Raw genomic sequence first — 12,049 nt, 5'->3', positions numbered from 1 at the left:
GCAATCGTGTGCGATTCATCCCGCGAGGTGGCACCCACGTGCAGTTTTGGGCGCCAAAACCGCACGTACTTGCCGCCTCGGCCCGAAAACCGCACGTGGGTGCCACCTCGAGCCCAGGGGCCGACCGAAGAAGGCAGCGAGTCAGCGGCTCAGGCGGTCGCGGATTTCCTGCCGATCGTGGGCGGCCTTGAGTGCGCGCTGACGCCGGTAGGCCGTGGGCCAGGTGCTGATGAGCAACACGGCACTGACCACGACGCCGAAGATCGCGATCCCCACGGCGGCGTCGACCCAGAACTGCTCGGGGAACAATCGGATGAGGCTGTCCGACTCTCGGAATGCCCAGTTCCCTCCGGAGAAGAAGACCTCGTGGAAGCCCGTGAACAGGGCTTGCCATCCCAACGCCCCGAAGATTCCGAGAACCACGAGCACGACCAGGGTCAACCAGGCGCCCCAGAAGATGCTCTTTCGGATCGCCCCTGGGGCACGGCGCCTGAGGCCCTTCATTCCCACCAGGGCAAGAAGGCAGAACAGGACGACGCCGACCAGGGCCCACAACATCACGTGCTTGACGTCCGTCATGTGCGAGACCTCGGCCGGGATGAAGATGGACTGCCCGTCCGGCGTCGTCAGGTCGCCGAGGTAACGGCTCGGCGCCGTATTGAGAACGTATTCCAGGCCGTAGGACCCGTAGGTCATCCGGTCGTCGGTCGAGAACCCGAAGGAGTCCTTCGGGAAACCCGGCCGATGGTACTCGAGCCACAGGAAGGCCGGCGTCGCGATCGCACGGACGCCGAGCATGAGGGTGGCCAGCGGAACCGCGATGGTTATCAGGGCCCGGCGCAACCCGAGGGCTCGGGGCCTGTCCTCGATCGCCGCGTCGTGGGCGGCCGTGGCCCGAGCCTCCGTCCCCCGCTGAGCCTCCGTCCCCCGCTGAGCCTCCGTCCCCCGCTGAGCCTGCGCCTTGTTCTGCCGCGTCGTCTCGCCGTGGCCGGCGGGCTCCAGCAGTCCGTTGCCACGGTGGCCCTCGCGCCCCGCAGCCGCAGCGTCCCTCCGGATCCCCGCGGCCCCCTGCTCCTCAGAAGCCCGCCTTTCATCGGAGGACCGCCGGGCCTCAGGAGCATTCGTCGCGGCCTCCTGGGAGACGGCGGGGAGAAGGTTGTCCCAGTCCTGCTCGGGAGATTCCGCCCAGGGTGTGTCTTCTCCCTGGGGCCGGGACGTGGAGGACATGCTTCTCCTTACTCGATATGCGGCGGCCGGCAGGCCTCACACGCCCGGAATCCAGGTCCGCTCGTGTGAGGTCTGCCCGGGGTCACCAGTTTCCGTGCCAGCTGGTATCCGTGTAGTGCTCCCACGGGATGTTCCAGTCCCCGTACCCGTTGTCGGGGTTGGCCTGGCCATAGTCGGTGTTCTGGGTTTCGACGATGTCTCCGACCTCGAACGTGTCGTAGAAGAATTCGGCGTCGTCGGGCAACAGGCCGATGCAACCGTGGGAAATATTGGCCACGCCAACCACGTTGTAGGCCGAAGGCTCCGCCTGGTGCACGAATGCGCCGCTATCAGTCAGGCGACTGGTATTGGTCGCCTCGAAGGGCTCGTACCAGTGCTCGTCGCCCTTCTTGAGCCCCAGGGTCTTCGCATCGAACTTGTATTTCTTGGCCTGCTCGAGGATCACCAGCTTGCCGGTCACGGAGGGCCAGTCCTTGCTGCCCAAGGTCACCGGCGCTTCTCGCACCATGTTGTCGTTGACGTACATCTTCATGCTCTTCGTGTTGTTGTCCACGAAGGCATAGTGCTTCTCGCCGATCTTGAAGGTCACCTTGTAGTTCTGGTTGCCGATCTGGCCGTTGCCGAGATCCTTCCCCAGAATGTTGGCTTCGATGGTCACCTCGGAATTCGGCGCCCAGAGGTCCTGCGGGCGGTACCGGACCATGGTGTCCGAGTACCAGCGGAAAAGGCCGGGCGCGGCCCCGCCCCCGGTGACCGTGATGGACTTCTCGATATCGTCCTTGTTGGTCACGGGCTCCGAGAAATCGATTTGGATGACCTGGCCGGTGCCGTAGGTCTTCCCCTCCTGGACGTTGATCTTGGCGTCGGCCTCATTGGCGGCCACGACGGTCGCGAAGGAACTCTGCGACTGGTGCTCGCCCTTGTCACCGGTCACCGTGTATTTGATCGTGTAGTTCGTGTCGAACTCGAGATTGCCGTCTGAGGTCCAGGTCTTGCCGTCCTCCGACACGTGGCCCTTGACGTCGTCCTTGCCGCCACTGATCTTGACCTCGGACATCCTGCCCTCGGCGGTCGTGACGCTCACCGGCACCACCGGGTTGACCTCCTTGGCATTGGCCTCCGGGGTGACCGTGACCTGAGGGGAGAAGGTCTTGGACGGTGACGCACTGGCCGAGGAATCCTTGGATGCCTGCTCGTTTCCGGAGCAGGCACTCAGTACCGCTGCGCTGAAGACGCCGAGGGCGCCTCCCGCGAGAGCTCGGCGCCGCGTCAGACCGAAGGATGCCCCGTCATTGTGGGCGGTTCGGTCATGTGTGGCCCGGCCGAAGCCGGACCCGTGGTTCTTTGGAGTAGGTTCGGTCACTCTGACAATGTTCCTTCCGACGTGCGGCGCGAGCGGTCTACCGCGTCCCCCGACGCGGCCCTCAATTGTTATGAAGAGCGCGGGCCGAGCCCGCGCAAGAAGTGAAGATTTGTCACATTGTCCGGCACCGTGGCGGCATTGTCCATTCCGACCGGAGACGCCTCAGCGATGCCCTCTCCCTCAGGCATAACCGGGCTTCCTTCGCCGTCAACTCGGACAATGTCCCAGCCACGCGGAGCCGTCAGTTTGGACGCGTGAAAAGTGCACATGTCGTACGCGTGCGGTTCCACCCTGGTGGCCAACGGGCCAATGACCACGGTGGATTGCGAATAGGCATACGTCAAGGTACATGAGGCTTCGCGACGGCACATCATGCGCGAGCACATACGAAATTTCTCAGTCATGGGATCCCAAAAATACTCTCACCGGCTGTGAGGGCGGTGTGAGCCGCTCAGCTTGCTCTCTTGCGAAGACGACGACGTTCCCTTTCGGACAGCCCGCCCCAGATTCCGAAACGCTCATCCTTGGCCAGGGCGTAGTCAAGGCATGCCTCGCTGACCGGGCACTCGGAGCACACGCGCTTGGCGTCGCGGGTCGATCCGCCCTTCTCGGGGAAGAACGCTTCGGGATCGGTCTGGGCGCAGAGAGCATCCGCCTGCCACGCGAGCTCGCCCTCTTCGTCATCGGTACCGTACTGGCCCGCCGCGGCCTGCCACATCTTCAGGATGTCGGGATCGGAAGAGAAGAGGTCCACACGGCCCTCGTCGGCCTCGCGCGGGGAGGAATGCGCCGCTTCCCTGCGTTCTGCCGCCTCGAGAAAAGCCGTGGCCTGATCGTCCAGGGACACCGAGGAACCTTGACCTGGCCCGGCCGAATCGGCAGGATCGACGTACCAGTCGGACGGAACGGAAGAACTGATGCCCTTCTCGTCGGAAGCGGGTGATGTGCCTCGGCGCCGCAATGCTTCGCCCATGCTCGTCCTTCCTTGCGCTTCCTGCCGCGCGATACTCGTAAGAATTCCACTCATAATTACAACGGTGTAAGCCCGTGACGTCAAGCTCGAATGCTGTTCAAAAGTCAAGGACCAACGTTGTTGTCCAGCTCACGGCGGCATGTCGTGGTCTCGGGACGCCGTCGTTAGACTCGGCGTCATGACACCTACCGTCGCGTCCCAGAATTTCGCAAATCTCGAAACCTTCAGTCGCCTTCTGGCGTCCTCCCCCAGGCCCGCCCTGATCTGGTACGGAGCGGATGGGGAACGGGTCGAACTGTCCGGCAAGGTCACGGAGAACTGGATCGCCAAGTCCGCGAACCTCTTCGTGGACGAGCTCGACGCGACCCACGGCGATTCCATTCGACTGGCCGCCACCCAGCACTGGCGGAGCATCGTGGCCGCGCTGGGCGCTTTGCGCGCGGGATGTGTCATCGACCCCGAGACGGACCGGCCCACCTTCTGGTTGGGGTTCGACATCGATGAGCGCGCGGATCAGGCCGAGGTGGCCGTGATCATGGACCGTGCGGCTCTTGCGACCCGCTACGGTCACGGCACCGATGACTGGCCCGACGACGCGATCGACTACTGCGCAGAGATCAGATCGTTCGGCGATCTGTTCGACCCGATCGACGCCGTCCCCGGGTCCCACGGGATCGGACTGGCGACGACGGACGGTCAGGCCACGACCGTCACCCTGAGCGAGTGGCTGGAGGAAGTTGCCGCGTGGTGCGATCGCGCGAGCGGACTCGGCGAGGAGACCGACGGCGTCGTCGTGGTGCCGTCCGGCGAACCTCTCGATCTGGACATGCTGGCCAGGTCCTGCGGCATCATGGCAGCGGGCAAGGCCGTGGTTCTGGTGGACCCGCAAGCGGCTCGGAACGCGGAGAGCTTGTCGAGCATCTCGGACGACGAACGTGCCGTGTCCATGGACTGACGGCAACCCCCGGACGCCCCGAAACGGGGACGCCGCCGAAGCGGGGACTTGGAGCGTCTCGAGTCAGCCCTCGTTCGATGCATCCGATGGGCCTCGGCCCTTCGAGCGACGCACCACCTCGTCCGCGTCGAGGGATCCCGTGACAATTTCCGTCGCTTCCGTGACGAACCTGCCGACCTGCTCCTCGCGGGTCATGTGGTCCTGGTCCTGGTCGATGTCCTTGCGCTGCTGTCCGCCGTAGACCCAGTACCTGTAGGCGAAGTACCGGACGATCGTTCCGAGCACCGTGCCAACGATCGTCCCGGAGACGAAGGAGGCTTCCTTGGACGTCAGTCCGAGGACGTAGAAGGTGAACATGACGCAGCCGGACTCGACGCCGATCCCGATCAGATTGACGACCGCGAACTGAACGGCCTCGCGGAACTTGTTTTCCTGGCGCTTATGACGGAACGTCCAAAGACGGTTCACGATCCAGGAGAACAGGGTGGCGACGACGCCCGCAATGAACTTGGCCTTGGCGTGACCCTCGTCCTGGAACCAGGTATTCATCAGAAGCAGGGTCACGGACGCGTTGACGACGAACGCCAACGCACCGACGATCCCGAACTTCAGAACCTCTTTGAGGAACAGGTCCCAGAGCCCACGGACTTTCTCAGCAACGGTCGACACTCATACTCCACGAATTCGGGGTCAGGGGAAGCCGCCGCGTCATTCGCACGGCGCACGGGAACAAAGTGGCACCGTCCGCAAACACATCGGCTCGCGGATGCGGCGCGTGTGGCCCAGTGTGCGAGTCTACCCGTGCGCTGCCCGATTCGAATGCACAAATGGCGGCGAAACTGTCACTCGTCGGTTGATCACCGGGTACGCTGAAGGGGTGAAATCTCCCAGTAGAGCTCCTGTTGTCGGTGTAATTGGCGGTGGGCAACTGGCCCGCATGATGGCCCCCGAGGCCAGCGAACTCGGGATAAGTCTGCGAGTTCTCGCAGAATCTCCTGAGGTGTGCGCGGCGCAGGTGGTCCCGGACTCCCCCGTGGGCGAGTACACGGACCTCGAGACACTGCGCGACTTCGCGCGGGAGTCCGACGTCCTGACCTTCGATCACGAGCACGTTCCGACCCCTCACCTCGATGCGCTCATGGCCGACGGCGTGGCCGTGAACCCCCGGCCGGAAGCCCTCGTCCACGCGCAGGACAAGATCGAGATGCGACGCGCCGTCGATCGTCTGGGGTTGCCCAATCCGCTGTGGGAAGCCGTGACGACCCCCGAGCAGCTTCGTGCTTTCGGCCAACGGGCCGGGTGGCCCGTGGTGCTCAAGACTCCCCGCGGTGGATACGACGGCAAGGGAGTCATGCTCGTGGACGAGCAGTCCGTGGACTCCGCCGAGGTCCTCGAGTGGTTCGAGAAGGCCGTCCAGGCCGGATGGACCGACGGCGCGCTTCTGGCCGAGGAGAAAGTCGAATTCTCCCGCGAGCTGTCCGCCCTGGTCGCGCGCAGGCCGGAAGGTGAATCCCGAGCCTGGGACGTCGCCGAGTCCATTCAGGTCGACTCGGTGTGCAATGAGGTCATCGTTCCGGCGCCGAACCTCGCCCCGGACATCGCCGAGTCTGCCCGGCGGGCCGCTCTGACCATTGCCTCGGAGCTCGGCGTCACCGGAGTGATGGCCGCTGAGCTCTTCGAGACGCCCGGCCGCGGGCCGGGCTTCCTCATCAACGAGTTGGCGATGCGCCCCCACAATTCCGGTCACTGGACCCAAGACGGCTCCGTGACCAGCCAATTCGAGCAGCACCTCCGAGCTGTCCTGGATCTGCCCCTCGGTTCCACGGACCGCGTGGCGGAGGCCACCGTGATGAAGAATGTTCTGGGAGGCGAGAACCAGAACCTGTACGGGGCCTTGCCCGAAGTCATGGCCGAGTATCCCGAGGCCAAGGTGCATCTCTACGGCAAGTCCGTGCGCCCCGGTCGCAAGGTCGGTCACGTCAACGTGACCGGCCCGTCCGAGTCCATGGACCGCTTGCGCCAGGTAGCGAACGAGGCGGCTGCGGTCATCAGAGACCATGGAGCCGCAGAGAACGCCTGAACCCCCAACGGGTCGATCAGCGTGAAGGAGAAACAATGAATGAGTCCCTGGAAAGCCCGCTCGTCGGTCTGGTCATGGGGTCCGATTCCGATTGGCCGACGCTGGAGCCGGCCGCAGAGATCCTCGAAGACTTCGGCGTGTCGTACGAGGCCGACGTCGTCTCGGCACACCGAATGCCCGAGGACATGATTCGGTACGGCAGGACCGCGGAGGAGCGAGGCATCCGCGTCCTCATCGCCGGCGCCGGGGGTGCGGCCCATTTGCCGGGCATGCTGGCTTCGGTGACATCCCTGCCCGTGGTCGGGGTCCCCGTCCAGCTCAAGACCCTCGACGGCATGGATTCGCTGCTCTCGATCGTCCAGATGCCCGCCGGGGTCCCCGTCGCGACCGTGTCCATCAATGGCGCGAAGAACGCCGGTCTCCTCGCCCTGCGCATACTCGGGGCCGGGGACACCAAGGAGGCGGAAGAACTCCGCGGGCAATTGGCCGAATACGCTGAAGGTCTCAGGCAGACGGCCCAGGACAAGGGTGTCGCCCTCGCCCAGAAGGTACGGTCACGGAAGCAGGACATGGACGGGCCGGACGGCAACCCCGCATCCGGCCGCACACCCGAGGCAGCGGAAGATTACGACGACGATCCCCCGGCCGGCTACGCCCCCTAATCTGAGCGCCCGCTCAGACTTCCCCCAACTCCCCCGGCAAAGCCACGTGTTTTCGCTGGTCAGACTGTAAGATCGGGTCGATCATGACTACTCCCCCAAGCAACCACGACCCCTCGGACGACATCGAGGCAGCCCGCGGACTTGACGAACGGGCCGGCAGCTCGCGCATGACGGACCCTTTGCGCAACCCCCGGTCCGGCGGGTCGGTCACGCGTACCAAAAGGGCCTGGCTGCTGCTGATCCTGACCACCGTGATTCCGGGATCCGCCCAGCTCGTCGCGGGCAACCGGAAGGTCGGGCGCGTGGCGCTGACGGTCACCCTGTGCGTGTGGGCTCTGATCGTTCTTCTGCTGCTCACCTGGCTGGTCCATCGGGCCTGGGTCATTGAGCTCGTCACCGGCCGGTTCATTTCGTTGGTCCTGGTGATCGTGCTCATCGCCCTCGCGATCTTCTGGGCGTTGCTCTTCTTCGACACGTTGCGTCTGATCCGACCGGTTCTTCTCGCCAAGGGAATGCGTCCGGCCGTGATCATCGGCTTCGTGGTGCTGCTGTTCGTCACGGCCGGCGGCGTCGGCTACTCGGCCTACCTGGTCAACGTCGGCCGCGGAGCCGTCAGCGGTATCTTCGCCCAGGGGCCCAAGATGAAACCCGTCGACGGACGGTACAACTTCCTTCTGATGGGCGGCGACGCAGGCGACGATCGCGTCGGTCGTCGCCCCGACTCGATGACGGTCTTCAGCGTGGACGCGAAGACCGGTCAGGCCGTCACGATTTCCCTGCCCCGCAATATGCAGAACGCCCAGTTCGCCAAGGATTCACCCCTGTGGGACGTCTACCCGGACGGCTACAACTGCGGCGACGAGTGCATCCTGAACGCGCTGTACCCCGACGTCGCCAACGACCACAAGGATCTGTACCCGCATTCCAAGGACCCCGGAGCCGAGGCCATGAAGGACGCCGCGGAGGGGATCACCGGCCTGCCGATCCAGTCGTATGTCCTGGTGGACATGGACGGATTCTCCAAACTGATCGACGCGATGGGCGGGATCGATATCAACGTGGGTGGTCGTGTTCCGATCGGTGGCGGCCACGACGAGATGACGGGCGAGCAGAACCCGATCGACGGGTACATCGAACCGGGCAAACAGCACCTGGACGGCTTCCACGCGCTCTGGTACGGACGGTCCCGTGAGGGCGCCTCGGATTACGACCGCGAGGCCCGCCAGAGGTGTGTCCAGTCCGCGATGCTCAAGCAGCTCGACCCACAAACGGTCCTCACCCGTTTCCAGGACATCTCGGAGGCCGGGCAGAAGATCATCGAAACCGATATCCCCGAGAACCAGTTGTCGAGCTTCGTCGATCTGGGTCTCAAGGCGAAGGATCACGACCTCATCCAGTACGGCATGGCCCCGCCGTACTTCCCCGAGGAATTCCCGACCTACCCCGATTACGATGAGTTCCGGTCCTCGGTCGACAAGGTCATCAGTGACTCCAAGGACGGCAAGACGCCGGAGCCGCAGGCGGCGGGCGAAGCCGGTGGCGGCAAGACCCCCGTCGCCTCGGTCAACCCGCTCGTGATGGCCCAGGTTCTTGGCCTGAGCGACCAGTCCCAGGCGACCGACGACGCGGGCACCACCAAGTCCTTGGACGTCCAGCAGGCCGCCGAGCTGACCGAGAACGGCACCTGCTCCGTCCCCTGACTCCTAAGATAGGAAGAATGAGCACAATTCTGCAGTCCGACGCGTGGGCAACGTTCCAGCGCGATCTCGGCCATGAGGTCTTCCAGAAGAGCGGCCAGGGGTACTCCTACCTCGCCACCCTGGAGGGAGGGCGCACCGGGCGCTACCTGTACTGCCCGTACGGGCCGATCGCCGATTCCCCCGAAGGTTTCACGCGTGCTCTCGAGGACCTCCGCGTGCTGGCGGCGAGCAAGAAGTGCTTGTTCGTGCGTCTCGAACCCACCCGGGACGAGATGTTCCCGGAGGGCGCGGACCAGGTCGAGGACCTCAAACACAGAGGCATGCATTTCGCGCCGCGCCAGATCCAACCCAGCCACACGTGGATGGTCGACCTGACGCAGGACGAGGACGCGATCCTCAAGGGGATGAAGTCGACCAACAGGAACTTGCACCGGAACATCCACAAGAAGGGTGTCACCTTCGAGGAGTCCCACGATCCGGCGGACGTATCGGTGTTGCTGGAATACCTGAACAAGACGGCAGAGCGGGTCGGCTTCAATCGTCAGAAGGACGATTACCTGACTCAAGCAGCCCGTTCCCTCATGCCGCTGGGCGCGGCTTCCCTCTACCTTGCCCGGGTCGACGGCGAAGCGATCGGCGCGGCCCTGGTGTACGACTCGGAGGACACCAGGACCTACGCGCACGCCTCCATGTCCTTCGAACACCGCCGGCTCAGCGCCAACAATCCTCTCGTGTCCACGATGATGCTGGACGCCAAGGCCAAGGGGCTGAAGCGATTCGACATGTTCGGCATCGCGCCCGAAGGCGAACCGAATCACCCGTGGGCCGGATTCACCGGCTTCAAGAAGTCCTTCGGCGGATACCCGGTCACGCTCCCCGGAACCTGGGATCTTCCCGTCCACGCCCTCCCCTACAAGGCCTATCGATGGGCCTATTCGGCGCGGGACACCGGCGTGCCGGCGATCAGGAACTCCGTGTCGGCCACGGTGAAGCGGCTGCGGGCGGCCGTCAAACGGTAGGGAACGGTTCCTGACAACGGTTCCTGGAACCGACGGATGGTCAGGCTATTGAGAGTACGGAAACGGCCCGGCGGGCCGGGGATGCTCCCCCGGACCCACCGGGCCGTCACTGTGCCTGGCGACAAGGTCTACCGCTGGTATTTGTCCCATTTCTCGGCAATGTGCTCGGCTTCGACCATGCGCACGGTGCCGGACTTCGACCTCATGACGATCGACTGCGTGTTGATGCGGTTGCCGGAGTAACGCACGCCCCGCAAGAGGTCGCCGTCGGTCACGCCCGTCGCCGCGAAGAAGCAGTTGTTGCTGGTGACCAGCTCGTTGGTGGTCATGACCGCGTCAAGATTGTGGCCCGCGTCGATGGCCTTCTGCTTCTCTTCGTCGTCCTTCGGGGCCAGACGCCCCTGGATGATGCCCCCGGTCGCCTTGATCGCGCAGGCGGCGACAATCCCCTCGGGGGTACCACCCGTTCCGAGCATGACGTCCACGCCGGTGTTCTCCCGGCAGGCCGCGATGGCACCGGCGACGTCGCCGTCCAGAATCATGCGGGTCCGTGCGCCGGTGGCCCGGACTTCCTCCACGAGCTGCGCGTGCCTCGGGCGGTCGAGGATGCAGACGGTCAGCTGGTTGATGCGCTTGCCTTTGGCCTTGGCGACCAAGTGCAGGTTCTGCTTGACCGGAAGGCGCAGGTCCACGAGGTCCGCGGCGTCGGGACCCGTCACGAGCTTCTCCATGTAGAAGACGGCCGAAGGATCGAACATCGATCCTCCGTCCGCGACCGCGATCACGGACAGGGCGTTGTTCATGCCCAGAGCCGTCAAGCGGGTTCCGTCCACGGGGTCCACGGCGACGTCGAGCGCGGGGCCGTCCCCATCACCGAGCTGTTCGCCGTTGAACAGCATGGGGGCCTCGTCCTTCTCGCCCTCGCCGATGACGACGGTTCCGTTGAAGTGGACGGTCGAAAGCATGTTGCGCATCGCGTCCACGGCCGCGCCGTCGGCCGAGTTCTTGTCACCTGCCCCGACCCAGTTGCCTCCCGCAATGGCCGCGGCCTCGGTGACCCGGACCAGCTCGAGCGCTAGGTTGCGGTCAGCCTGGTTGTTCTGTTCGTTCGCTTCCGACACAGAGATCCTCGCCTTCGAAGTTGTCGTGCTCGGCGCACCGTCCTGCGGAGCGCCTCGCGGTGTCCGTGGACAATTCTGCCCGACACGGGTGCTCAACCCAGCTTACTTGTTCGATAGTCCGCCGACACAAGATCGACTGTGCAGAACCGTGGAAGATCCCCCGAGTTCGTTGGGTCAGCTTTGAGCACGATCCCGCCTGCGGCAGAATAGCCGGGTGAGCGAATCCAACCACGAGAACCACGAAGACACGTCAGACCGGGCGACGTCCACGGGGTCGACCGCCGCCGGCGACGAACTGCCCGTGAAGCCTCAACTCACCGAGTCACAGGTCAAACGGCTCAACACGCCGGTCAGGGCCATGGTCTTCTCGATGATCGCTCTCCTGCTCATTCTGCTTCCCTTCCTGTGGCTCGTGCCCAGGCCGGACAACGACACGTATCGTCCCGACGTCGACCTCACCAAGACGGCCCGGGAGGCCAGCGAGACGGCCGGTTACCCCGTGGTCGCTCCCCGACTGAATGACGACTGGCACGCGAATTTCGCTCGATGGAATTCGGGGTCCACGGACGGTGTGCCGTTCTGGGAGGCCGGGTTCGTGACCCCGTCACAGGGCTTCATCACTGTGACCCAGACCAATAAGGAAAACCCGACCTGGGTTTCCCAGAAGACGGATGCGGCCCCTCCCACGGGCAAGACCGATATCGACGGCGTCACCTGGAGCACCCGCGTCAAGCAGGACAAGAAGGACGGCGATGGGACCACCGCCTACGTGGGCGAGGTCAATGGAACCACGCTCATCCTGTCGGGCGACGCGGAAAAGGACGAATTCGTGAAGCTCGCCCACGAGTCCGTGGCATCCCTCCAGGACGGCGGTGCGGCGTCACCGACCGAGAGCCCGTCCCAGAGTGACGGCTGACCCGGGCTAGTATGGTCCAAAACGTGGGTCCGA

General features: G+C 64.6%; 12 protein-coding genes. 6 read left to right on the top strand and 6 right to left on the bottom strand.

Annotation, left to right across the window (positions count from 1 at the left end):
- Positions 1-141: 141 nt before the first annotated feature.
- The 4 genes from EWU68_RS13260 to EWU68_RS13405 all read right to left on the bottom strand — a co-directional run bounded on the left by EWU68_RS13260 (position 142) and on the right by EWU68_RS13405 (position 3,563).
- Positions 142-1,227, bottom strand: coding sequence for a TIGR01906 family membrane protein (locus EWU68_RS13260; protein WP_129315074.1), 1,086 nt, complete (start codon positions 1,225-1,227; stop codon positions 142-144).
- 82 nt (positions 1,228-1,309) lie between these two features.
- Entirely contained in the window at positions 1,310-2,590 is a 1,281-nt protein-coding gene (locus EWU68_RS05305; RefSeq protein ID WP_129315073.1) for a L,D-transpeptidase, read from the bottom strand.
- Between the two features lie 68 nt (positions 2,591-2,658).
- Complete coding sequence (locus tag EWU68_RS13470) at positions 2,659-2,961, bottom strand: DUF3499 family protein (protein WP_420852873.1); 303 nt, start codon at positions 2,959-2,961, stop codon at positions 2,659-2,661.
- Positions 2,962-3,041: 80 nt separating this feature from the next.
- The gene (locus EWU68_RS13405) at positions 3,042-3,563 is read right to left on the bottom strand and encodes a WhiB family transcriptional regulator (protein WP_129315071.1); all 522 of its coding nucleotides are present in this window, start codon (positions 3,561-3,563) and stop codon (positions 3,042-3,044) included.
- A 178-nt stretch (positions 3,564-3,741) separates the two neighbouring features.
- Here EWU68_RS13405 and EWU68_RS05290 point away from each other — a divergent pair, with 178 nt between their 5' ends.
- A complete protein-coding gene (locus EWU68_RS05290) occupies positions 3,742-4,518 on the top strand; it encodes a TIGR03089 family protein (protein WP_129315070.1) in 777 nt (258 codons plus the stop codon).
- Between the two features lie 63 nt (positions 4,519-4,581).
- Here EWU68_RS05290 and EWU68_RS05285 read toward each other — a convergent pair whose 3' ends face one another.
- Positions 4,582-5,187 carry a GtrA family protein gene (locus EWU68_RS05285; protein ID WP_129315069.1) on the bottom strand — a complete coding sequence of 202 codons (606 nt, stop codon included), beginning with the start codon at positions 5,185-5,187 and terminating at the stop codon, positions 4,582-4,584.
- A 268-nt stretch (positions 5,188-5,455) separates the two neighbouring features.
- Between EWU68_RS05285 and EWU68_RS05280 the strand changes: the two genes are divergently transcribed.
- The 4 genes from EWU68_RS05280 to EWU68_RS05265 all read left to right on the top strand — a co-directional run bounded on the left by EWU68_RS05280 (position 5,456) and on the right by EWU68_RS05265 (position 9,979).
- Entirely contained in the window at positions 5,456-6,598 is a 1,143-nt protein-coding gene (locus tag EWU68_RS05280; protein WP_165162103.1) for a 5-(carboxyamino)imidazole ribonucleotide synthase, read from the top strand.
- A gap of 35 nt (positions 6,599-6,633) precedes the next feature.
- Positions 6,634-7,260, top strand: a complete 627-nt coding sequence (gene purE, locus EWU68_RS05275) for a 5-(carboxyamino)imidazole ribonucleotide mutase (protein WP_129315067.1) — start codon at positions 6,634-6,636, stop codon at positions 7,258-7,260.
- 83 nt (positions 7,261-7,343) lie between these two features.
- The gene (locus EWU68_RS05270) at positions 7,344-8,960 is read left to right on the top strand and encodes an LCP family protein (protein ID WP_129315066.1); all 1,617 of its coding nucleotides are present in this window, start codon (positions 7,344-7,346) and stop codon (positions 8,958-8,960) included.
- Between the two features lie 17 nt (positions 8,961-8,977).
- Positions 8,978-9,979 carry a lipid II:glycine glycyltransferase FemX gene (locus EWU68_RS05265; protein WP_129315065.1) on the top strand — a complete coding sequence of 334 codons (1,002 nt, stop codon included), beginning with the start codon at positions 8,978-8,980 and terminating at the stop codon, positions 9,977-9,979.
- Positions 9,980-10,107: 128 nt separating this feature from the next.
- Here the strand turns inward: EWU68_RS05265 and glpX are convergent, their stop codons facing one another.
- Positions 10,108-11,100 (bottom strand): class II fructose-bisphosphatase, encoded by a 993-nt coding sequence (gene glpX / locus EWU68_RS05260; protein WP_129315064.1) that lies wholly within the window; start codon positions 11,098-11,100, stop codon positions 10,108-10,110.
- A 214-nt stretch (positions 11,101-11,314) separates the two neighbouring features.
- On the opposite strand from glpX, the gene EWU68_RS05255 reads away from it, so the two are divergent.
- Complete coding sequence (locus tag EWU68_RS05255) at positions 11,315-12,016, top strand: DUF4245 domain-containing protein (protein ID WP_129315063.1); 702 nt, start codon at positions 11,315-11,317, stop codon at positions 12,014-12,016.
- The last annotated feature ends 33 nt before the right edge of the window (positions 12,017-12,049 follow it).

This window comes from Rothia koreensis (assembly GCF_004136575.1).
Classification (GTDB): Bacteria; Actinomycetota; Actinomycetes; order Actinomycetales; family Micrococcaceae; genus Rothia; species Rothia koreensis.
This window is presented reverse-complemented; position numbering and strand designations above follow the sequence as displayed.